This is a genomic window from Haloferax denitrificans ATCC 35960, assembly GCF_000337795.1.
Lineage (GTDB): Archaea > Halobacteriota > Halobacteria > Halobacteriales > Haloferacaceae > Haloferax > Haloferax denitrificans.
Window position 1 is genome coordinate 60,700 of the sequence record NZ_AOLP01000011.1, and the last position, 21,913, is coordinate 82,612.

Here is a 21,913-nt window from a genome sequence, read left to right on the forward strand (position 1 = left end):
CCCTGCGGGCCGGCGAACCGGCCGGGCGGGCGTGCGATGGGGATTAGTCGGCGTCGAGGACCGACGGAGAAGGGGCGTCAGCGGCGTTGGGACCGGCGTGTTCGTCGAGGCGGGACGGGGACGGCGACGAGGGCCCGTTCACGAAGAGCGCGTGGCCGGTGAGGAGCGCGGCCACGCCCGCCGCCATCGGCACTGCCGTCGTCAACTGCAACCCGGCGACGGTAAGCGTGCCGGTGATGCCGAGGAGTGCGAGCGGGATGAGCCCAAGAATGTAGTCGTAATATCCGGTCATAATATGTACCATACTACGGACGTAAGTGGTATAGTTCTTTCCCATAGATGACTGATATTCTCTTCGTGACCTTCCGATAACGTTCTCATAACTTATGAGTGAATAATCGACAGACTGCGTCGGGGTGACCGCCGGCAGAGAACATCACAAATCCGATACTGTGGGTTGTGCCTCGCCTTCGAACAGTCGGCTCGGCGCGCGCGTCGCCTGCCGGAACTCCACACGGTTATGGGAGTCGGTACCGTGGCCGGAGACGTGAACCGCAACGACCGCTCCATCGTCGCGCTGGTGATGCTCGCCCACGGGATGGTCCACACGTACGAACTGTCCATCCCCATCTTCGTGGCCATCTGGCTCGGCGAGTTCGCCAGCATCGACCTCGGTCTCGCGTCGGTTCCCGTCACGACGGCCTCGCTGGGCGTGATGACCGGCCTCGGCTTTTCGCTGTTCGGGCTCGGGGCGCTCCCCGGCGGCATCCTCGTCGACCGCGTCGGCTCCAAGCGCCTCATCGTGGCCTGTCTGCTCGGGATGGCCGGGTCGTTCGTCCTGCTCGCGCTGTCGCCGAACCTCGTCGTCGTCGCCCTCGCGCTCGTCGTCTGGGGTGCCGCGGCAAGCGTCTACCACCCCGCCGGACTCCGCCTCATCAGCACCGGCGTCGAGGAGCGCGGAACCGGCTTCGCCTACCACGGCATCGCCGGGAACCTCGGCATCGGCTTCGGTCCCTTCGTCACCGCGCTCCTCTTGCTGTTTTTCGACTGGCACCTCGTCGCCGGCGTGCTCGCGCTCCCGGCGCTTGTGGCCGCCGCGCTCGCCACCCGCGCCAACTTCGAAGAACAGGCCGCGGTCGCCGCGGCCGACGGCGGTGCGGGGACCGACACCGGCGACGGCGGCGACACCGGCGGCGACGACAAGGCCGGCGCGGGCGTCTCCTCGCTCGCCGAACTGGTCTCGCAGTCGAAGCACCTCTTCGCCGGCGGGTTCGCGCTCGTCTTCGCGCTCGTGATGTTCTCGGGGCTGTACTACCGCGGCGTCACGACGTTCCTGCCGGACCTCCTCGGCTCCGTCATCGGCATCGAGCCGATTCCGGTCTCCGAACTCCTGCCCGCCGCCCTCGCCTCCGGGTCGGCCGGGGGCGCGCCGACGCTCGACGTGGAACTGTTCGTCTACGCCGGCCTCCTGACGGTCGGCGTCTTCGGGCAGTACGTCGGCGGCAAACTCACGGACCGCATCAGGACTGAACGCGGCATCGTCGCCGGCTTCGGCGCGCTCGCCGTCATCGCCGTCGCCTTTCTCCCCGTGGCGAGTCTCGGCGTCGGCCCGCTCCTCGCCATCTGTGCGCTCCTCGGCTTCTTCCTGTTTATGGTTCAGCCGTTCTACCAAGCCACCGTCGCGGAGTACACGCCCGCCGGTCTGCGGGGGCTCTCGTACGGCTTCACTTACCTCGGCGTGTTCGGCGTCGGCGCGCTCGGCGGTGCCATCGCCGGCTACATCCTCACGGTCGCCGACTCGACGGCGCTGTTTTTCGTCCTCGCCGGGTTCGCGGCGGCCGCGACGCTCCTCGGCGTGACGCTGTTGCGGCGGCGGCCGACGCCCGCCTGACTCCGGGACGGGCGGGACGGCCGGCAGAAAATGCGGTTTCGGTTGTTCTTCGGTTGATTCTTCGGTGCGGTTCGGGGGCCGGAACTCGGTGGTCGGCGTTCGACGCTCAGACGAGTTTGAAGTACAGCGTCCGCCAGACGCCGAGGGCGACGGAGCCGAGCACCAGCATGACCGCGACGAACGTGAGTTCGACGCCGCCTTCGAAAAGCGGCGTCCAGCGAATCGCCATGCCGACGACGGTCGCCGCGAGCCACGAGCGAACGCCGAGCGGGACGGCCGACTTCGCCGACTCGGCCGCGCCCGGCGAGTACGCGCCCAAAAGCGGGGCGGCGACGAGCCATCCGATGAGGAACGGGACCGCGGTGAGCACCCACCCGACCGGGTCGGCCGAGAGGTACGACACTCCGTTGTGCTGAATCACGCCCACGGTGACGAGGAGGAAGATGGCGAGCACGTCGCCCACGGCGATGGGTAACGCCCCGGCATCGAGTCGCTCCTCTAAGAACGACGTCGAGGTTGCCATAGGCGTGGATTCGTCGCCCCCCTAATGGCTCTCCCGCTTTTTTCCGACCACCGTGTACTCGAAGCCGCGTTCGACCACCTCGGCGTCGAACCCGACGCGTTCGAGAAAGCGAACGAGTTCGTCGGGCGCGGCGAACGCCGACCCGAAGCCGACGACGCGCTCGGCGGCGACCAACCCCCGCCCGAGGAGCGTGTCGGGGTCGAACTCGTTGACGGCGAACACCCCGCCGGGCGCGAGGACGCGGAAGACCTCCTCGGCGACGCCCCGCTGGTTGGGCATGTGGTGGAAGGCGTCCACGACGGTCACGGCGTCGAGGGCGTCGTCGGCGAAGGGGAGTTCTCGGGCGTCGCCGCGGACGCAGTCGAGGCCCCGCTGGCGCGCCCGGCGGAGCATCCCGGCCGAGCGGTCGAGGACGATTCGCTCGGGCACGTCGAGCGCGAGCGTCGCCCGCCCGGAGCCGCCGCCGATGTCGACGACGCGCTCGACGGGGCGGTCGGCGCGGTCGAGAGCCGTGCCGAGCGCGCCGGGGTCGGCGGGCGGCATCACGAGGTCGTAGACGGGTGCGAAGCGGTCGAAGAACCGAACGTCGCCTGCGCCGTGCATGGTCGAGTCCACGGCTCCGCCGGGGAAGGTTCTTGCGCGCGGCGGCCCCATCTCGGCCATGGAGTTCGACCTGCTCGGGTGGCCCGAAGACGGGCCGCGGCTCCGCCTCGACTACCGGCGGTTCGCCTACGCGGGGAAGTTTGTCACCGCCGGGACAGGCAAGACGGTGCTCCGGGACCCCGACGGGTCCCTTCCGCCCCTCGACGACGACCGACCCGCGCCGACCGGCGGCCCCGACTCTTTGCCGCCACTGGCCGAGGACGTGGTCGCGGCCGTCGCGTTCAACGAAGACCGGACCGACCCGACGACGCTCTGGCTTCGGTACGTCACGGTTCGGCGGGACCGACGGGGCGACGGACTCGGTCCCGACCTCCTTCGCCGGACCTGCGAGGCCGCCGCCGACCGCGGCTACGAGACGGTCCGCATCGCCGCGAACAACCCCTTCGCCTACGAGGCGTGCCACAAGGCCGGATTCGGCTTCACGGGCCGCGAGACGGGCGTCGCCGAGTTGGTGCTGGAGCGCCCCGCCGACGCGCCCGCCGCGGTCTCCCGCGAGGCGTATCAGTCCGGCCTCGACCACTACCGCGCCCGCGACCTCGACGACCCGGAGCGGTCGTTTCTCGCGGCGCGCGAGGGAGTCGGACCTCCCGAGGTAGACGGCGTTCACTCGCACGATTGAAACCCTCGGCCCCCGAAGGCCGAGCAAATGGGAAACGCAGACCTGCGGACGCTCGCCGCGCTCTCCGAGGTGTCGTTCGACGAGGTGGCCGGGAGCGTCGTGGCCGTGGACGCCCACAACTGGCTGTACCGCTATCTCACGACGACGGTCAAGTGGACGAGTTCGGAGAAGTACACGACGACCGAGGGCGAGGAGGTCGCCAACCTCGTCGGCATCGTCCAGGGACTCCCCAAGTTCTTCGAACACGACCTGACGCCCGTCTTCGTCTTCGACGGCGGCGTCACCGAGATGAAAGACGACGAGGTGGCCAAGCGCCGCGAACAGCGCGAGAAGGCCGAAGAACGCCTCGAAGCGGCCCGCGAAGCGGGTGACTCGGTCGAGGCCGCCCGGATGGAAGCCCGGACCCAGCGGCTCACCGAGACGATTCAGGACACCAGCCGCAAACTCCTCTCGCTTCTCGACGTGCCGGTGGTCGAAGCGCCCGCCGAGGGCGAGGCGCAGGCGTCCTACATGGCCCGCAAGGGCGACGCCGACTACGTGGGAAGCGAGGACTACGACACGCTCCTGTTCGGCGCGCCCTACACGCTCCGACAGCTCACGAGCAAGGGGAACCCCGAGCTGATGGACCTCGACGCGACGCTCGACAAACACGACATCACCCACGAGCAACTCGTCGATATCGCCATGCTCTGCGGGACCGACTTCAACGAGGGCATCACGGGAATCGGCCCGAAGACGGCCGTGAAGGTGGTCAAGGAACACGGCGACCTCTGGTCGGTCCTCGAAGCCCGCGGCGACACCATCCCCAACGCCGACCGGGTGCGCGAGTTCTTCTTGGACCCGCCGGTCACCGACGACTACGACTACGACACCGACATCGACCCCGACGTGGCCGCCGCCCGCGAGTTCGTCACCGAGACGTGGGAGGTCGACCCCGACGAGGTCCGCCGCGGCTTCGAGCGCATCGAGGAGTCGGTCACCCAGACCGGCCTCGACCGCTGGACGTAGGGCGCGTCCCCGCCGAGCAGACAGCCCGCCGACACGTTTACACGGGCTGGTTCGGAACTCCGGCGTGTGTCCCCCGACGACGACCCTCCCGCGGACGACGATTCCGAGGCCGCCCGCGACCGCGACGACGCCGACACCGATTCCGACTCGCCCTCCGACGCGCCCCGCTCCGACGACCGCTCTTCGCTCTCGCGTCGCCAACTGCTCGGCCTCGTCGGCGGCGCGGGCGCGGTCGGCGGTATCGGCTGGTTCAGGCCGACGTGGCTCCCCGACCCGATTACCGACTGGCTGACGACGGTGTATCCCGACCCGCCGAGTAACTACGTCTGGCGGCCGCCGGTGAGTGACGAGCACGCCGACGCGGCGGTGGCGAACCTCGAATCTGTGGTCGAACGTGCCGAGGAGTTGCGCTCGCGAGTCGACCGCGACTCGGTGGACGAAGACACGTGGTTTCACCTCCGCGGGTCGCCGGCCGGGGGTCACCTCGAATCTGCGGAAGACTGGGGAAGCGCTCGCGACCGACTCAGGTCTGCGACCGCCGGGATTCAGTACGCCGGTGAGACGGTCGGCTACGCGACTGTTGCGCTCGGAGACGACGACCCCGAGTTCCTCGTCGAGCGCGGCCGCGAACTGGACCGAGCGGCCGACGACCTCGCGTCGTCACTCTCCGAGTACCGCGTCTCCGACCCCGGCCGCGACCTCGCGTTTCTCTACGCCATCGAGCGGCTCCTCTCAGTCACGCGCATCGAGATAAGCTGGGACGGTGTCGACGGCGGCGGTGAGTCGATGGACTACTCGGCACACGACTTCGCCGGCGAGTGGGGCTCGCAGTTGCAGGCACAACAGCGCCTCCGGACCGCCCGCCATCATCGCGAGCAGTACCGAGCGAATCTCGGAGACGACGCGACCCCGTACCGGGACCGACTCGCTGACGCCATCGACGCGTTCTGGACTCGAATCGACGAGTACCCGCGCCGAAGCGAAATGCGGACCACTATCGAAGAAGAGCGCGACCTGGACCAATCTACGCCCTACGGGGCCGCCCGGTGGGAACTGTTCACCCTCTGCTTCGACAACGACGCCAGATACCTCGGCGACTACGAACGCGGACTGACCGCGAAGCAGTTCGTCGACACCGCCCGTGCCCTCCTGGCGCGGCGTGCCCACGACTTCGCGCTCGGTGCCCTCGACGTGGAACCCGGCGATACCGACTACGACTCCGGCCGGTCGTTCCGGGCGAAACGCCGTGCGATGCGCAACTTTCGGGCGACGCGCGACGAATACGACTCACCCATCGCGGGCATCGTCGCCAGCGAGGCGGCGAGTCGAATCCGCGCCGGCGACGTGAGTCTCGAAATGGGCGACGGTCCCGCGTGGAAAGAGCGCGTCGAATCGGCGGTGTACTACCTCGTCGGTGCCGGGATGATGCGCGAACTCGGGAACGCGGTCGAACCCGTCGTCAACCGCGACGCGACCTGACCGGCCGCGTTACGAAACGTCCTCGATGGCGTCCAACAGCATCGTCGCGCCGAGGTCGATTTCGCGGGCGGTCACGTCGAGCGGCGGGAGGATTCGAAGCACCTTGTAGCCACACGACAGGGTGAGGAGGCCGCGCTTGAGGGCGGCTTCCTGCACGGCGTCGCGGCGTTCGTTGGTGTCGAACTCGACGGCGAGAAGCAGGCCCTTGCCGCGCACGTCGGCGACGGTGTCGGGCGCGTCGTCGCGCAGGCGCTCGACGAACTGGCGGCCGCGGGTGACGGCGTTGTCGAGCAGGTCGTACTCCTCGATGGCGTCGAGGGTGAACACGCCCTGCATCGACGAGACGATGTCGCCCGCGCCCCACGTCGAGGAGAGCCGGGAGGGCTCGTCGGGGAATATCTCGTCGTTCGAGACGGTCGCGCCGACGCGGAGACCCTTCGCGCCGGTGATGATGTCGGGCTCGAAGGGGTAGTGGTCCGAACCCCACATCTCGCCGGTGCGGCCGACGCCGGTCTGAATCTCGTCGGCGATGAGCGTCAGGTCGTAGTCGTCGACGACGGCGGCGAGCTCCTCGGCGAAGGCGTCGGACGGGAAGCGGTAGCCGCCTTCGCCCTGTATCGGTTCGACGATGACGTAGGCGACCTCGTCGGCGTCGATGTGACCCGTCTTGGGGTGGAGCTTCTGCCGGAGTTTGGAGACGGCGGAGTCGGCGTCGGGGAAGAAGCCGCAGGAACACGTCGCGGGCGAGCAGGTCCGGTCGTCGCAGAACGGCACGTCGAGGACGCCCGAAATCTCGGGGAACTTGCGGCGGTAGACGGACTTCGAGCGGTTGAGCGAGAGCGCGCCGAGGGTGCGGCCGTGGAACGCGCCCTCGAAGGTGACGCCGTACTTCGCGCCGTCGGCGTGGTCGTAGGCGATTTTGATGGCGTTCTCGACGGCCTCGGCCCCGGAGTTCGACAGGAACACCGTGTCCATCCCGTAGTGGCTCGTGAGGTCGGTCAGTCGGTCCATGAGCGCGGCGGAGCCGGGAAGTCGCTCCTCGCCGGGCGCGGAGCCGTCGCTGACGTAGAAGTCCTGTCCGGCGATTTTCGTCGGGTCGACGAGGTCGAACTCGGCCATGCGGTCCACGAGCTTCGGGTTGTTGTAGCCGAGCGGCGCGGCCGCGACGTGGCTCGTGAAATCGAGGAGGACGTTGCCGTCGACGTCGGTGCAGAAGGGGCCTTCCGACTCCGCGGTGATGTCCCAGACGAAGTCGTAGACGTACGTGCTCGGCGCGGCGTGCTCGTGGTGGTACGAAACCCACTCGCGCGCTTTCTCGCCGGGCATCGAATCGACGCGTGGCACCGCCGTCTCTCGGTCCATGCGACTCGGTACGGCGACACGTGAGTTAAGATATTCGTTATTATTGATGTACTATTGTCCGCGACGCGGCTGAGTCGGTCGGTTTCGTCGCGCGAAACGACGGCTTCTGCGGCCGGTCGTGACGGTGTCCCGTCGTGACCTGTCGCTCCCGCGATAGGCTTTTGACGCCTCCGCGTCCGTGGTTGGGTATGGCTCTCCCTGACATTCAGCGCTCCCGCGCGATGTGGTGGTCGCTCGCGTTGGTCCTCGCGGGCGCGCTCACCTACGTCGTCTACTCTTTTATCGGGACGTTCGTCTTCGGTCTCTTCATCTACTACGCCACGCGGCCCATCTATCGGCGGATTCGTCGCCGGGTGAAGCCCCCGAGCCTCGCGGCCGCCGTGGCGCTTTTCGCCCTCGCGCTCCCCGTGCTCGGACTCGTCGTCTACGCCGCGACCATCGCGCTCCGCGAGTTCCTGCGGTACGCGGACCGACTCTCGACGGACGAGGTTCCCATCGACCTCGAAGCCTACGGCATCGACCCGACGCTGTTGGAGGGAATCGCCAGCCCGCAGGCGCTGTTGGAGTACGACTTCCGGTCGGTGCTGACGCCCGAGGCCCTCGCCTCTGTGTTCGACTCCTTGAGCGTCGCCGCCAACACGTTCGCCTTCCTCGGCGTCGGCGCGATTCACCTGTTCGTCATGATCGCGTTCGCGTTCTACCTCCTCCGCGACGGCCACCGCCTGCGGCGGTGGGGCCAGTCGATGTTCGCCGACGACCACGGCATCCTCGAAGCCTACGTGCGCGGCGTGGACCGCGACTTCAACAACATCTTCTTCGGCAACATCCTGAACGCCATCCTCACGGGCACCATCGGCGTCATCGCGTACTCGCTTTTGAACGTCCTCGCGCCGGCGGGCGTCCGCATCCCCGCCCCGGCGCTCATCGGTCTGCTCGCGGGCGTGGCGAGCCTCATCCCCGTCGTCGGCATGAAACTCGTCTACGTCCCCGTCGCCGGCTACATGGGGGTCCAAGCGGCGATTGCGAACCCGCCCGGACTCTGGTTCGTCCTGCTTTTCGCCGCCGTCTCGTTCGTCATCGTGGACACGATTCCCGACCTCGTGCTCCGGCCGTACGTCTCCGGTCGGAGCCTCCACGTCGGGGCCGTGATGCTCGCGTACACGTTCGGCCCACTGCTTTTCGGCTGGTACGGCATCTTCCTCATGCCGATGATACTCGTGTTGTTCGTGAACTTCGCCAAACTCGTCCTGCCGGAGCTCCTGGCTGGAAAGCCGATTCGGCCGTACATGGTGGACCCGGCGCACTTGGTCGACGGCCCGCCGGTCGAGGAGCTAGCCGCTGACGAGGGCGACGACGCGGAGCGAGAAACAGCCGAAACGAAACGGCCTGTGGAAGGCGAGTCGGACGCTTCGGAGACGTTTACCGACCGAGACGAGACCAGGTCAGGTCGAGACTCACGGTCGCCGTCCGACGCCGGCGTGGACGGGTAGCCCGAGCCGCCCGGTCACGCCTCGAAGTCTTCGGGGACGTACTCCGCTTCCCACTCGTCGCGGGCCTTGATTTCGCGGCGACCGCGGCGGGTGAGCGTGTAGTAGTTGGTCCGGCGGTCGCGCTGTCCCTTGTCGACGAGGCCCTTCTCGACGAGCGTGTCGAGGTTGGGGTAGAGCCGCCCGTGGTGAATCTCCTTTTCGTAGTAGGCTTCGAGTTCTTCTTTGATGGCGAGTCCGTGCGGCTCTTCGAGACCAGCGATGACGTACAGCAGGTCTCGCTGGAATCCTGTCAGGTCGTACATCGGTAAATTCGACCCGTATGTTACTGTCTAATTCAGATAAACATATCGGCCTCGGCCGACGATTTACCCTCAAAGACGCGCCAGTCCCCGGAATCTTCCGGCGGCAATTATGTTGACCAGTTTACCAATCCGCCGGACTGTCCGTTTCGAGGACTGGATATGTCCACAGCTGGACGACTCGAACGAATTGCGGAAAATATGTTGTTACTTGTTAACTAGCAACACAGTTTGACTGTCGGAACCGGAACCCCGTGGGGTGTCGAAGTAGCCCACAGCGCTCCTGTGTGGTTTTCGACAGGTCCGGAACGACGGGACACCGTACACGGACGGCGAGAGACGGACCGCTCGGTCTCGGGTCGTAGTTTCGCACAGAAGGAAAGCAAGCCGTGCCGGAAATCTCCGGCACGGCATGCCGCCCTGAATTGGTCCCCGCTGACGCTTCGGCCCTCCAAAGCGAAGCGTCACTATCGGCTACTGTTCGGTTTCACTTAAAGATAACGACGCGTGCCAAACATTGACAACGCGGCTAACTGTCCGTCTGCGTGGCACGTACGGGTCGAATTCCGGACGCGCCCCGGATTCCGGTCCGCTGGAATATTTATGTTGGGTGGCTCACATGTGTTCTTCTTCCAGTACCCAGCCGAGCGCCCGCTTGTAGTGCGTCATGAGCTTTCTGACGCCCTCGTGTCGCATCTCCTCGGAGTCGAGTTCGTCTCTCAGGAACTCGTACTGCTCTCGGACCTCGGATTCGCTTCGCATGCCTCGATGGTGGGTCGCCGGACGTATGTAGCCCGGCGGTCGCCTCGGGGGCACCGCTCGCTCCGGCGTCGGGCCTGCCGCTCCGGGTCGCCGTGCTTTTGCGCCGTCGGGACGAACCGCACCGCATGGAGATACGCGGCGAGCGCGAGTGCAAGGAGTGCGACCACCGATGGTCGTACTACGAGACGGGAAGCGTGTCGTGCCCGCAGTGCGGGAGCCTCCGGAGCGTCGGCGTCGGCGACAGGGAGCGCCACACCGCCACACAGACCGACCTCGACCTCTCGGCGCACCGCGCCGCCGTCGGCGACGGGTCGATTCGGGACGCCGCGCCGGCGTTGAAATCCGACCTCCGCGACTACGTCCGGCAGACGGGCTACATCCGCGGGGGCGAACTGCTCCCGCTCGGTGACACCCCGCTCGCGGCCCACGAACTCCTCCACGCGGTCGACGTGGTCGCCCGGTCGAACCGCCCCACCGACGACGAACAGCTCTACGTCATCACCCTGCTCCGCCGCGCCGACGAGGGAGAGCGCCCCGCCCCCGACGCCGTCCCGGACTCGATGGTCGACGCCCGCGGCCTCGCCTACGCCGAGGCCATCGACGCCTACTGCCGCGACCTCTCGACGTGGCTCGACGACAACCCGAACCCCGAGGGCAGGACGACGCTCGAAACCCTCTCGAACCACCGCAAGCGCGTCGAGGCGCTCGACGGAGCCGTCTCGCTTGCGGAGTCCGAGGCGCTCGTCGAGGCCGCCCGCGAGCTACACACCGCGGTCGTCGACGACGACCTCGACGCGCTCGCGTCGGCCCGCGACACGCTCGCGGCGCTGTTCTGAGGCCGCCCGACCACCGCGCTCACCGAACGTTTTTGCCTCGCGGCGACCCTTCGCCGACGATGACTGCCGGATTCGACGTCCACGAGGTGCGCCACCGGGTGAAACTGCTCCGCGACGACGGCGACACGATGCTCGTCGAGAACCGCGACGGCGTGGCCTGTCCGGCCTGCGGCGACGACTTCTCGCAACTGCTCATCTCCGACCGGGACGCGCACAGCTTCGACGTGGACGCCGGCACTCGATTCTGCGTCCGGCGGGACGGCGACCGACTGCTCGTGGCGACTCACGAGTGAGAAACGAGTGAGAAAAGCGGGTCGGACGCGCGGCCGGTCAGCGCCCGCGGAGGAACCGAATCAGCCCGCTGTCGAGCGTGTCCGCGGGGAGCGTCTCGAACCACGACACGTCGGCGATGGCCTCGTCTTCGAGGCCGGGGTCGTCGGTGAGGTCGCCGTCGACGGCCGTGTCGTAGATGGCGAAGTGGAACGTCGCGTGGTCGTCGCCGTGTGTGAACGTCTGTTCTGTGACGACCAGCGGTGACCCGACAGTCGCGTCGAGTCCAGTCTCTTCTCGCATCTCTCGGACAAGCGCCTCGGTCTTCGACTCACCGGCTTCGACCCCGCCACCGGGCAGGACCCACTTGCCGTCCTGGCGGACGAGGAGCACCGCCCCGTCCCGTTCGCAGAGGCCCGCGACGCCCCAGTCGAGGCCGTTGCGAATGCGGGACGCGAGACGGTCGAACGTCTCGCTGTCGAGGTCACGGCGGTTTCGACGCCGGACGACGCCGTCGTCGTCGACGGTCCACTCGCCGTCGATGCCCGGCGGTGCACCCATCTGTCTCTCCATCCGATTCAGGGAAGGTCCACGTCGACGCCCTCGGCCTCGGCGGCGGCCTTCACGGTGTTCCAGAGGAGCATCGCGCGGGTCATCGGACCGACGCCGCCGGGGACGGGCGTGATGGCGCTGGCCTTCTCCTTCGCGGAGTCGAACTCCACGTCGCCGACGAGTTCGTAGCCCTTCTCGTTGTCAGCGTCGACGCGGTTGACGCCCACGTCGATGACGACGACGCCCTCCGAGAGCATGTCGCCGGTGACGAGTTCGGGAACGCCCGCCGCGGCGACGACGATGTCGGCCTCGCGGGTCTTCGCGGCGAGGTCGTCGGTGCGGGAGTGGCAGACCGTGACCGTGGCGTTGCCGCCCTCGGCCTTCTGGATGAGCAGGTTCGCCATCGGCTTGCCGACGATGTCCGAGCGGCCGACGACGACCACGTCCGCGCCCTCGGTCTCCACGTCGGCGGCGGCGAGGAGCTTCTGGACGCCGTGGGGCGTACAGGGCTTGAAGCGGGCGTCGCCGGCGACGAGGCGGCCCACGTTCTCGGGGTGGAAGCCGTCGACGTCCTTGGCGGGGTCGATGCGGCGGAGGACCGTCCGGTCGTCGACGTGGTCGGGGACGGGCATCTGGACGAGGATGCCGTGGACCTCGTCGTCGTCGTTGAGGTCGTCGACGAGCGAGTACAGCTCGTCGGCGGGCGTCTCGGGGTCGAGCTCGTAGTCGAACGCCTCGATGCCGACCTCCTCGCAGTCGCGCTGTTTCATCGAGACGTACGTCTCGCTGGCGGGGTCGTCGCTCATCAGGACGGTCGCGAGGCCCGGCTTCACGCCCGCCTCGTCGAGGGCGTCGATGGCGTCGGCCAGCCCGTCTCGAATCTCCTCGGCGACGGCGTTGCCGTCGATGATGGTCGTCATTGTCTCAGACAGCGCGCCCCGACCATTTCAAAGATTCGGATTCGTGCGTATTCTCGGCCGTGAAATGCCAAAAATATACACGTCTGTGGCTATCGGCGGTCACCCGAACAGCAGGTTCACGGCGGCCACCGCGACGCCCGCCAGCGCCATCCGCAGGCCGGCGACGTACCACCGCTGGTCCGATATCGACCCCATGTACGCGCCGAACGCAAAGAGGATGGCCGTCCCGAGGGCGACCGAGGCGAGCGTCGCCCACGTCATCGACAGGAGGGTGCCGACCGCGAGAAACGGGAGGAGCGGGACGACGATGCCGACGAGCGGACCGAGCCCGCTGGCGACCGCGTTGATTCCCCGCGCGGCGACCTTGTCGCGTTCGACCGCGGTCCCGTCGAGGTCGGTCAGCATGGCCTCTTCGATGCGGCCCAGTTCGGCCCGCTTCTCGGCGCGCTCTATCTCCCAGACGCTCCAGACGCCGGAGGTGGTCAGCCCCACCGCCGCGCCGACGCCGATTTCGACGACCGTCACCCCGTCGGTGACGCCGGTGAGGTACGCGCCGATGACGAGACCGATGCAGGTCAGCGCGCCGTCGAAGCCGTTCGAGACGAAGTACCGACGGGAGATGGCGCGGACGCGGTCGTCGCGCAGGAGCGAGGCGAGCCGAGCCGACATCACGACGGCGACGGGTCCTGCGGTTGAGTTCGGTACTCCACCAGCGTCTCGCCCGCGACGACCTCGTCGACCGAGTGGACCGTCCCGCCGAGGTCGCGGACGCGACGTTCGACCTCGTCGGCGTCGACGGCCTCGCCTTCCACGACGAGCCTGAGGTTCTGCACCTCGCGGTCGGTTTCGAGGAGCGTCGCGTTCACGCCGGCGACGCCGGGCGCATCGGCGACTTCGCGGGCGACCTCTACCGTCGAGGGGCTGTGCGGTTTCAACACGTCGAGAACGAGCCGGCGAATCGGAGCCATGTCGGACGGCGATACGGCGGCGCGGGTAATAGTGTTACTCGGCAGAGGGGTTTGAAAAACCGAACGCGCCGGGCCGCCGAACCGCGGCGGTCGCCCGCGGGCGTCGCTTACTCTACTCGTACAGCGGGTTGGCGTCGCAGAGCTCCTGCACGCGCTCGGAGACCTCCGCGAGCACGTCGTCGTCCTCGGGGGCGTCGACGACCTTCACGATGAGTTCGCCCACTTCGCGGATTTCGTCTTCGTCGAAGCCGCGGGTGGTGAGCCCGGGCGTGCCGGCGCGGATGCCGCTGGGGTTGAACGCCGACCGCGTCTCGCCGGGGACGGTGTTCGCGTTGAGGACGATGCCCGTCGATTCGAGCGCCTCCTCGGCGGTGCCGCCGGTGAGGTCGGGGTGCGAGTCGCGGAGGTCGACGAGCACGAGGTGCGTGTCGGTGCCGCCGGAGACGACGCTGAGACCGTGGTCTTCGAACGTCTCGGCGAGGGCCTTCGCGTTGTCGACGACCTGCTGGGCGTACTCCTCGAACTCGGGTTCGAGCGCCTCTTTGAAGCCGACCGCCTTGCCGGCGATGTTGTGCATGAGGGGGCCGCCCTGCGCGCCGGGGAAGACGGCGCTGTCGATGTCGGAGGCGTACTCCTCGTCGCACATGATGATGCCGCCGCGACCGGCGCGGATGGTCTTGTGGGTCGAGCCGGTGACGAAGTCGGCGACGCCGACCGGCGAGGGGTGGACGCCGGCGGCGACGAGGCCCGTGATGTGGGCGATGTCGGCGAGATGAAGCGCGTCCACGTCGTCGGCGACCTCCTGAATCGTCTCCCACTCGACGGCCCGCGGGTACGCGGAGTAGCCGGAGACGATGATGTCCGGCTCGAAGTCCGCGGCCTTCTCGGCGAGCTGGTCGTAGTCGATGTAGCCGGTTTCGGCGTCGACCTCGTACTGCTCGACGTCGTAGAGCTTGCCCGTGAAGTTCGCGGGGTGACCGTGGCTCAGGTGGCCGCCGTGGGTCAGGTCCAGCGAGAGAATCTTGTCGCCGGGGTCGAGCATGGCGAGGTAGACGCCCATGTTGGCCTGCGTGCCGGAGTGGGGCTGGACGTTGACGTGTTCCGCGCCCCAGAGTTCCTTCGCGCGCTCGACGGCGAGGTTCTCCACGTCGTCGGCGTACTCACAGCCAGCGTAGTAGCGCTTGCCGGGGTAGCCCTCGGCGTACTTGTTCGTCAGCGCGCTCCCCTGTGCTTCGAGGACCGCTTCGCTGACGTGGTTCTCCGAGGCGATCATCGCGAGCGTGTCGCGCTGGCGTTCGACCTCGCCGTCGAGGGCGTCTGCCACGGCGGGGTCGACGTCGCGGACGTGGCTGTAGTCCATACGTAGTATCCGGGCCAATTACGGCATAAATGTGTCCCATTTGGCTACGCCTGCCGGTGTTGTGTTACACACTCGTGTATATTCTGTGGCGTGCTACCGTGAACAGATACACGAACGCGTGATGCCACCCGTCGCGGACGTGTCTCCGACCCGAGTCGACCGCTCGGGGCGACTCTCGCGGGCGACGACTCCTTCCCGACCGAGTCAGCCGGTTCGAATTCGATTTTCCCACTCTCTCCTTGGAGTAAAATTTCTGAAACGTGTCGCTCAATTCGCTCGGTACAGCGTTGGTACAACTCGATTTCGAATACGTTCTGCCGGTCGTCTTGCGTTAATATTAAATATATTACTGGCGATATTCAAGCTATGGCTATTCGTTCTAATCTACTCGCTGAGGGGGTAGAAGACATCATCCAGTCCGTCCTCTCCTCGTCGGAAGACGAGGTGCTGGTCGCGAATCCGACCGCCGAAGTCATCGAGGGGCTCGTCGCCGTGGCGACCGACGTCGACGACGACCTCCCGGAAATCCGTCTCGTCGCCGACGAGGGCATCCTGAAAGACGTCCTCGACGACTTCATCGTCGCCTCCAACGCCGCGAACCTCGTCGCCGACGGCGCGCTCTCGATGCGGACCGCCGCCGACGAAGTCGAGAACACGCTGTTCGTCACGCCGAACTCGGTCGTCGCGCTCGTCGCCGCCGGGGGCAAGGTCGCCGGTCTCGTCACCGACGACGAGGCGTTCGTCGAGACGGCGTTCGAGGCCCACCAGACCCACTGGGAGAACGCCCCCGAGTTCAAGCTCCGGACCCCGCCGCTGTCGCGCGTCCGCGAGACGCTCGGCGAGGACATCGGCGAGGAGACGCTCGCCGACTTCGACGCCGTGCTCGCCTCGCTGTCGTCGGCTCGCGGCGACGGCGACGGCCTCGACGAGGTGACCATCTCGCTTCTCGTCGCCGCCCGCAACGAGGTCCTCCTCTACGACATCTCGAAGTGGGGCGAGGACGTGGGCATCGCCAGCAAGGCGACGTTCTCCCGGACGAAGACGAAGCTCGAAGAACTCGGCCTCATCGACACCGAGAAGGTCCCCATCGACGTCGGCCGGCCGCGGCTCCGCCTGAAGCTCGGCGCGGACGAACTCGTCGCCGCCAGCGCGGACGAACTGGCCGACGAGGCCCAGAAACTGCTCGACGCGTAGCCGACCGCGACCCCCTCGCTTTTTCCCGCCGCCGCTCCTCGTCGCGCGCATGGATATCGGACTCGTCGGGAGCGGTCCCGCCGCCGAGTCGATTCGCGCGGCGTGCGCCGACATCGACGCGACGGTCGCGGAGACGGCCCCCGACTCGCTCGGTTCGTTCGACCTCGGCTTCGTCGTCGCCGCGGCCGGAAGCGACGCCTTCGACGCGGCCGACGAAGCCGCCTCGCGCTGGCTCGCGGTCGAAATCGGCGGCGTCGGCGGTCACGCCGTGGCCGACCTCGACGCGGCCGTCTCGGCGTTCGACCCCGGGAGCGCCGACTTCGCGGACCTCCGGGCGCGGGTCGCGTCCACCACGGAGTCGAGCGGCCGTCCCGGGGGCGACCGCGCGGCCGTTCGACTCGCCGGCGCCATCGCCGGACGACGGGGCATCGCGCTCCTCGCGGGCGACGACGTGGCCGGGACCGTCGTCGAAGTCCCGGGTCCCGAGCGGTCGGTTCTCCCGACGCCGTCGCCGACGGAGCGAGACCGGACCCTCGACCGCGACTTCCGCGCCGTCGAGTTAGACGACGCGCTCGCGCGGGCCGAGTCGGCCGTCGACGACCGCGTCGGCATCGTCACGCAGGTCGGCGAGCGCGAGTCGTTCCCGCTCCCCTACTACGTCGCGCAGACGGCGGATACGACGGTGTACGCCGACGCTCGGGCGGCCGAACTCGCCGGCGGCGCGGCCGCCGGCTGGGACGAGGCCTACATGAAGGCGCTCGGCGAGGCGCTCGAACGCTACTCGGCGGGCGTCTACCGCACCAGCGAGTTCGCCGTCGCGCCCGCGGCGTCCCGGCCGGCCGCGGTGCCGCCGAGTCGCTTCGTCAGACCCGACTCGTTCCGCGACCCCGACCCCGAGGAGCCGATTCAGTGGGTCGAAGGCGCGGACCTCGCCACCGGGGCGACCGTCTCGCTCCCGGCGGAGTTCGTCCACTACCCGCCGCCGTCGGAGCGGCACAAGCCGTCGATTACGACCGGCCTCGGCCTCGGCAACTCCGGGACCGAGGCGATTCTCTCGGGGCTGTACGAGGTCGTCGAGCGCGACGCGACGATGCTCGCGTGGTACTCGACGTTCGACCCGCTCGGGCTGGACGTGACCGACGAGACGTTCGAGACGCTGGCGGCCCGCGCCCGTTCCGAGTCCTTGGAAGTGACTGCGCTCCTCGTGACGCAGGACGTGGACGTGCCGGTCGCGGCGGTGGCGGTCCACCGCGACGGCGAGTGGCCGAAGTTCGCGATGGGCTCCGGCGCGGACCTCGACGCGAACCGCGCCGCTCGCTCCGCGCTGGCCGAGGCGCTCCAGAACTGGACCGAACTGCGCGCCATGGGACCGGAACAGGCCGCGACGCAGGGCGGCGCGATTGCGACCTACGCCGACTTCCCGAAGCCCGCACGGACGTTCGTCTCGCCGGACGCGACCATCCCCGCGGACTCGGTCGGTCCCGACGAGGTCACCGAGGGCGCGGCCGAACTCGACGCGGTCGTCTCGGCGGTCGCCGACGCCGGTCTCGACGCCTACGCGGCGCGGACCACCCCGCGCGACGTGGAGCGCCTCGGCTTCGAGGCGGTCCGCGTGGTCGTGCCGGCGGCGCAACCGTTGTTTATCGGCGAGCCGTACTTCGCCGACCGAGCCGAGTCGGTGCCGCGGGACCTCGGCTTCGAACCGCGGCTGGACCGGGAGTTCCACCCGTTCCCGTAGCCGGCGAGTCTCGGGGTTGGTGGGGTTCGTGGCTGACAGCCGGCACGGGTGGCCGCGCGGCAGGCGGGCCGAGTCGAATCCGCGCGGCGGTGTGCCGGACACCCGCGAGCCGCCGCGCGGCCTGCGTCACAGAATAGCGGCGGTGGCCGCGGCTCGGTACTTGAAGCTTCGTCGGGAGAGAAGCGATACGCGGCAGAGTTGGAGACCGAGAGCGGGAAAACGGAGGAGACCGGCCGATTAGACGCCGAACGTCGCGCGGAGCATGTCGCGGCTCCCCGGTCCGAGCCCGACCGCGAGGACGGCGATGAGAAGCAGAATCGCGTAGCGCGGGCTGTCCTCGAATATCTGCTCGTCGAACACCCAGACGACGGCCGTCGCGGCCACGAGCTTGACGAGCAGGAACGGCCACGCGTCGCCCGTGACGGCCAGCACCGACTCGGGGAGGGTGGAAGAGGTGAAATCGACGACCGCCTGATTCACCGGGTGCTTCGGGACGAGGTTGTTGCCCGCGCCGAGCGCGACCATCCAGTCGAGGCCGATGACGTTCGCCACGCCGTCGACGGCGTGGCCCCAGATGACGACGAGACCGATGTAGCCGGTCCCCTCGTTGATTTCGGGGGCGAAGCGCTCGATGAGCCACCACGTCGCCGCGGCGGTGAGCGTCGCGCCGACGAGGATGACGACGAGCACCTGCGGGTAGAACGTCGCGCCCTGCGCGCCGGTGAGGCCGGCCCACAGGAGGTAGCCGAGCGTGACCGCGAGCACGGCGAGGCCGGCCCCGAACAGCGGTTTCACGTAGTCATCGACGAGTCCCCGTCGCTCGGCGAAGACGCTCCCGACGACGGCGACGAGCGTGATTGCGAAGACGGTCACGTAGATGACCGGGCTGATGACGAGCGTGTTCAGCGGGTAGGTGATGAGGGCGTCGGCGACGCCGGGGGCGTCGTTGGCGTCCTCGACCACGCGGAACGCGCCGCCGAACAGCATGAACGGGAAGAGCGCGTAGAAGAACCGCGGGCGCTCGCCGATGTCGAGGCGGCGGAGGAGGAACACGACGCCCGAGAGGGCTATGACGAGCGTGACCATGTAGCCGACCTCGGAGACGAGCGTGTAGCCGGGGTACGCGACGGGTTCGGCCGCGGCGGCGCAGGCCGACGCCGTGTCGAGGTACTGCGTGACGCCGTTCGCCCGAACCGCGCAGACGGCCGAGTTCGCGTCGGCCTGGACGGGGCCCCAGAAGTAGTGCCAGATGAAGCCGTCGTAGACGACGCGAGGGAACGCGAGCGACCCGCCGACGAGGGCGACGAGGATGGCCGCGACGCCGAGCCCCCAGAGGCGCTCGGGGTCGAGACCCATTCGCTCTGCTACCGTTGCCATAGCCGATACCCCGACGGCGGGCCTGTTGAGGGTTCCGGTCTCTCGCACTCCCCGCGCGGGTCTCGGCGCGGCGACTCAGCTCCGCGACGGGCGGATTTCAGTCTTCGTCGTCCGGCTCGCGAATCGGCAACACCGGGTCGTCGTACTCGGTCCCGAGGATGACCATCGTCTGGGACCGCGAGAAGCCGTCGAGTTCGGCGATGTGGTCGAACATGAGCTCGCGCAGGGCGTCGGTGTCCTCGGCGTACACCCGGAGCATCACGTCCCACTCGCCGGTGGTGAGGTTGATTTCTTGGACGCCCTCGATGTCGCGGAGCTGTTGGAGCGCCTCCTTCTCGCGGCCCTGCTTGACTCGGAAGCCGACCAGCGCGGAGGTGCCCAGCCCGACCTGCCGCGGGTCGACGTGGGCGTGGTAGCCCTCGATGACGCCGGCGTCTTCCATCCGACCGACCCGGTCGTGAACCGTCGCGCTCGACATGTCGATTCTGCGGGCGATTTCGCTGAACGGGGTTCGCGCGTCCTCCATCAGAATCCGGAGAATCGCCCGGTCCGTCGCGTCGAGGTCCATGCTATCCCTTCTGATGGGGGGTAACTTCGCACTTGCGGATGGGGACTCGGTTCGCTGACTGCCGCCGGAACCGGCCGACCGCCTCCCCGCCGGTTCTACCGGTCGTCGATTTCCCGCGCCGCTTCGAGCACCGCGTCGTGGACGCGCCCGTTCGAGGCGACCAGTCCCTCCGAGTCGTGTCGCCACTCGTCCCCGTCGAGGTCCGTGACCGTGCCCCCGGCCATCCGAACGAGGTGCGCGCCGGCGACCGAGTCCCACGGGTTCGCCCGCTTGTTCGTGATAACGCCGTCGAGCGAGCCGTCGGCGACGTACGAGAGCACGACCTGCATGCTCCCGTAGCGCCGCAGGTCGCCGAAGCGCGTGACGATGGCGCGGGCCGCCGCGGCGTACTCGTCGCGGGCGTCGTAGTCCCACCAGAACGTCGGACAGACGGTGCACGTCTCGGGGTCGTCGCGCTGGCTCACCGAAATCTCCTCGCCGTTTCGGTAGGCCGTCTCGTCGTCGGCCGCGTAGCAGTCGTCGAGCGCGGGCAGGTAGTTGGCCGCCGCGACCGGCTCCCCGTCGCGGACGGCGGCGACCGCGGTCGCCCAGACCGGCACGTTGCGGACGAAGTTGTTCGTGCCGTCGATGGGGTCGACGACCCACGCCGGCCCCGACTCGGGCACCGATTTGAGTTCGTCTTCTTCCTCGCCGACGATGGGGTCGTCGGGGAACGCGCCGCGGATTCGCTCGACGACGCGGCGCTGGGCGTCCCTGTCGGCCTGCGTGACCACGTCCGTCTTCCCGCCTTTCGTCTCGACGGCGACGCCGGTTCTGAAGGCGCGCCGCGCGACCGCGCCGCCGTCTCGGGCCGCGCGCTGTGCCCGGTCCGCTCGGGCGTCGAGTTCGTTCATGGGCGTGGCAGGACCGGCAGGTGCCTATATCCACCGACCGGACGGCGACGCGGCCCGGTGGCTTATGTCGATGGACGGTTTACCTCGTGGCGTGTCAGACGCTATCGACCTCCCGGCGCGGGTCCGCGAGTCGCTCGCGGATTCCTTCGAGGACGCCAGAGCGGCGGTCAGAGCCGGCGACGCCGAGACCGCGTTGGAGCACGTCGAGACGGCGTCTCGCGTGGTCGGCCACAAGGTGCCGCCGAGTCCGCTCAAGGAGAAACTGAAACACGGCGTGGCGGCCGTCGAGCGGACCGCGGCCGACGAACCGCTCGTCGCCTCGGAGTATCTGCGACTGATGAGTCGGTTGGTTCGGCCGTAACGTCGTCGCCGACGCGGCACCGACGTGCCACCGACGCACCGCCGACTCGACGGGTCGTGAACTGCGCGCCCCCGCGAGGCGGACCGCTCGCTCGAAGGGCAGATAACGGAAAAGCCAGAATCCGCAATTAGAACCCGGACGGAAGACGTTTTCCACAGCCCTCACGACCGTTTTCGGCTTGCGCCGAGTTCCCGAACTCCGATTCCTCGTGGTCCGGTACTTGGTCTTCCTGCCACTCGCTCGCAGAGCGGTTACGGGGCTGTTTCGGTTCCTCTTCGGCACTTTGACCTCGTCTTCCTGTTACGAAAGACTCGGTGTTCGTGTCGATTCCATTCCTCCGCAATCTTGCGATGCGTACCGTCGTCGACGCCTTTCACGTCGCCCGAGGGATTCGGTTTGGTCATCCGGTGCGTCCTTGCGCTTCCGGCAACACTACAGTAGGCCCGATAACATAATGAATGTTTCTGATATTTTCTGGATAGTCAGAAGACACTGATAGTTTGTTCGACCGATAGGTTGGCCGGAGTCGCCGTCGAATGTCGTCCGCGGTCGGCTCCCTTCCGGCGTTTTTCATCGGAAACGTGGTCTGTTCATGATGAATCGTTCGGGATGCCGCTGGAGATGTGTGGCGTCCCTGTCGCGGCGGCGTGACCGAGAACCTCGCGGGCGTAGAAAAGACGGCGCAGGCGGCGAGCGGTCGGGTTTATATTGGCACGACGGTCCTTCTCAGCGTCCGTCTGCTCGCCCGTGGACGGCGGTCCACCACGGTCGCTGACGCGC

General features: G+C 68.1%; 24 protein-coding genes. 10 read left to right on the forward strand and 14 right to left on the reverse strand.

The features are described from left to right. Window positions 1-43: 43 nt before the first annotated feature. Entirely contained in the window at window positions 44-292 is a 249-nt protein-coding gene (locus C438_RS10120) for a hypothetical protein (RefSeq protein WP_004969286.1), read from the reverse strand. Window positions 293-520: 228 nt separating this feature from the next. Here C438_RS10120 and C438_RS10125 point away from each other — a divergent pair, with 228 nt between their 5' ends. Next, window positions 521-1,891: an MFS transporter gene (locus C438_RS10125; protein ID WP_004969287.1), complete on the forward strand. Its 1,371-nt coding sequence runs from the start codon at window positions 521-523 to the stop codon at window positions 1,889-1,891. Window positions 1,892-1,997: 106 nt separating this feature from the next. Here C438_RS10125 and C438_RS10130 read toward each other — a convergent pair whose 3' ends face one another. Beyond that, window positions 1,998-2,414, reverse strand: coding sequence for a DUF3054 domain-containing protein (locus C438_RS10130; RefSeq protein ID WP_004969288.1), 417 nt, complete (start codon window positions 2,412-2,414; stop codon window positions 1,998-2,000). A gap of 21 nt (window positions 2,415-2,435) precedes the next feature. Beyond that, complete coding sequence (locus tag C438_RS10135) at window positions 2,436-3,017, reverse strand: class I SAM-dependent methyltransferase (protein WP_004969290.1); 582 nt, start codon at window positions 3,015-3,017, stop codon at window positions 2,436-2,438. Between the two features lie 58 nt (window positions 3,018-3,075). Between C438_RS10135 and C438_RS10140 the strand changes: the two genes are divergently transcribed. From C438_RS10140 to C438_RS10150, 3 genes are all read left to right on the forward strand, one after another. Then, window positions 3,076-3,696, forward strand: a complete 621-nt coding sequence (locus tag C438_RS10140) for a GNAT family N-acetyltransferase (protein ID WP_049917945.1) — start codon at window positions 3,076-3,078, stop codon at window positions 3,694-3,696. A 27-nt stretch (window positions 3,697-3,723) separates the two neighbouring features. Continuing rightward, complete coding sequence (gene fen / locus C438_RS10145; RefSeq protein ID WP_004969293.1) at window positions 3,724-4,704, forward strand: flap endonuclease-1; 981 nt, start codon at window positions 3,724-3,726, stop codon at window positions 4,702-4,704. 66 nt (window positions 4,705-4,770) lie between these two features. After that, complete coding sequence (locus C438_RS10150; RefSeq protein ID WP_004969294.1) at window positions 4,771-6,183, forward strand: hypothetical protein; 1,413 nt, start codon at window positions 4,771-4,773, stop codon at window positions 6,181-6,183. Window positions 6,184-6,192: 9 nt separating this feature from the next. On the opposite strand, the gene C438_RS10155 is transcribed toward C438_RS10150, so the two are convergent. Beyond that, window positions 6,193-7,545, reverse strand: coding sequence for a class-III pyridoxal-phosphate-dependent aminotransferase (locus tag C438_RS10155; RefSeq protein ID WP_004969295.1), 1,353 nt, complete (start codon window positions 7,543-7,545; stop codon window positions 6,193-6,195). Between the two features lie 221 nt (window positions 7,546-7,766). On the opposite strand from C438_RS10155, the gene C438_RS10160 reads away from it, so the two are divergent. Continuing rightward, window positions 7,767-9,035, forward strand: coding sequence for an AI-2E family transporter (locus C438_RS10160; protein WP_004969296.1), 1,269 nt, complete (start codon window positions 7,767-7,769; stop codon window positions 9,033-9,035). 14 nt (window positions 9,036-9,049) lie between these two features. Here the strand turns inward: C438_RS10160 and C438_RS10165 are convergent, their stop codons facing one another. Further along, window positions 9,050-9,337: a PadR family transcriptional regulator gene (locus C438_RS10165; protein WP_004044685.1), complete on the reverse strand. Its 288-nt coding sequence runs from the start codon at window positions 9,335-9,337 to the stop codon at window positions 9,050-9,052. A gap of 612 nt (window positions 9,338-9,949) precedes the next feature. Next, a complete protein-coding gene (locus tag C438_RS19700; protein WP_004969297.1) occupies window positions 9,950-10,096 on the reverse strand; it encodes a hypothetical protein in 147 nt (48 codons plus the stop codon). 125 nt (window positions 10,097-10,221) lie between these two features. Here C438_RS19700 and C438_RS10170 point away from each other — a divergent pair, with 125 nt between their 5' ends. Together C438_RS10170 and C438_RS10175 are read left to right on the forward strand one after the other, a co-directional pair. Next, complete coding sequence (locus C438_RS10170) at window positions 10,222-10,932, forward strand: DUF7117 family protein (RefSeq protein ID WP_004969298.1); 711 nt, start codon at window positions 10,222-10,224, stop codon at window positions 10,930-10,932. 59 nt (window positions 10,933-10,991) lie between these two features. After that, on the forward strand, window positions 10,992-11,225 hold the full coding sequence (locus C438_RS10175) for a DUF7385 family protein (RefSeq protein WP_004969300.1): 234 nt from the start codon (window positions 10,992-10,994) through the stop codon (window positions 11,223-11,225). 37 nt (window positions 11,226-11,262) lie between these two features. Here C438_RS10175 and C438_RS10180 read toward each other — a convergent pair whose 3' ends face one another. From C438_RS10180 to glyA, 5 genes are all read right to left on the reverse strand, one after another. Further along, window positions 11,263-11,775 carry an NUDIX domain-containing protein gene (locus tag C438_RS10180; protein WP_004969302.1) on the reverse strand — a complete coding sequence of 171 codons (513 nt, stop codon included), beginning with the start codon at window positions 11,773-11,775 and terminating at the stop codon, window positions 11,263-11,265. Between the two features lie 5 nt (window positions 11,776-11,780). Beyond that, window positions 11,781-12,674 (reverse strand): bifunctional methylenetetrahydrofolate dehydrogenase/methenyltetrahydrofolate cyclohydrolase FolD, encoded by an 894-nt coding sequence (gene folD / locus C438_RS10185; protein WP_004044681.1) that lies wholly within the window; start codon window positions 12,672-12,674, stop codon window positions 11,781-11,783. 99 nt (window positions 12,675-12,773) lie between these two features. Then, on the reverse strand, window positions 12,774-13,343 hold the full coding sequence (locus C438_RS10190) for a VIT1/CCC1 transporter family protein (RefSeq protein ID WP_004969303.1): 570 nt from the start codon (window positions 13,341-13,343) through the stop codon (window positions 12,774-12,776). Then, window positions 13,343-13,642 carry a DUF211 domain-containing protein gene (locus C438_RS10195; RefSeq protein WP_004969306.1) on the reverse strand — a complete coding sequence of 100 codons (300 nt, stop codon included), beginning with the start codon at window positions 13,640-13,642 and terminating at the stop codon, window positions 13,343-13,345. The genes C438_RS10190 and C438_RS10195 overlap by 1 nt, the downstream gene beginning before the upstream one ends. Before the next feature lie 112 nt (window positions 13,643-13,754). Continuing rightward, window positions 13,755-15,002 carry a serine hydroxymethyltransferase gene (gene glyA / locus C438_RS10200; RefSeq protein WP_004969307.1) on the reverse strand — a complete coding sequence of 416 codons (1,248 nt, stop codon included), beginning with the start codon at window positions 15,000-15,002 and terminating at the stop codon, window positions 13,755-13,757. Between the two features lie 366 nt (window positions 15,003-15,368). On the opposite strand from glyA, the gene tbsP reads away from it, so the two are divergent. Beyond that, a complete protein-coding gene (tbsP, locus tag C438_RS10205) occupies window positions 15,369-16,196 on the forward strand; it encodes a transcriptional regulator TbsP (RefSeq protein ID WP_004969308.1) in 828 nt (275 codons plus the stop codon). Between the two features lie 49 nt (window positions 16,197-16,245). Then, window positions 16,246-17,934 carry a YcaO-like family protein gene (locus C438_RS10210; RefSeq protein ID WP_004969309.1) on the forward strand — a complete coding sequence of 563 codons (1,689 nt, stop codon included), beginning with the start codon at window positions 16,246-16,248 and terminating at the stop codon, window positions 17,932-17,934. Between the two features lie 237 nt (window positions 17,935-18,171). On the opposite strand, the gene C438_RS10215 is transcribed toward C438_RS10210, so the two are convergent. From C438_RS10215 to C438_RS10225, 3 genes are all read right to left on the reverse strand, one after another. Beyond that, entirely contained in the window at window positions 18,172-19,290 is a 1,119-nt protein-coding gene (locus C438_RS10215) for a DUF63 family protein (protein ID WP_004969310.1), read from the reverse strand. A gap of 118 nt (window positions 19,291-19,408) precedes the next feature. Further along, window positions 19,409-19,879 (reverse strand): Lrp/AsnC family transcriptional regulator, encoded by a 471-nt coding sequence (locus tag C438_RS10220; protein ID WP_004969311.1) that lies wholly within the window; start codon window positions 19,877-19,879, stop codon window positions 19,409-19,411. A gap of 95 nt (window positions 19,880-19,974) precedes the next feature. After that, a complete protein-coding gene (locus tag C438_RS10225) occupies window positions 19,975-20,772 on the reverse strand; it encodes an inositol monophosphatase family protein (RefSeq protein ID WP_004969312.1) in 798 nt (265 codons plus the stop codon). A gap of 91 nt (window positions 20,773-20,863) precedes the next feature. Between C438_RS10225 and C438_RS10230 the strand changes: the two genes are divergently transcribed. Next, the gene (locus C438_RS10230) at window positions 20,864-21,133 is read left to right on the forward strand and encodes a hypothetical protein (protein ID WP_004969313.1); all 270 of its coding nucleotides are present in this window, start codon (window positions 20,864-20,866) and stop codon (window positions 21,131-21,133) included. Window positions 21,134-21,913 lie beyond the last annotated feature (780 nt).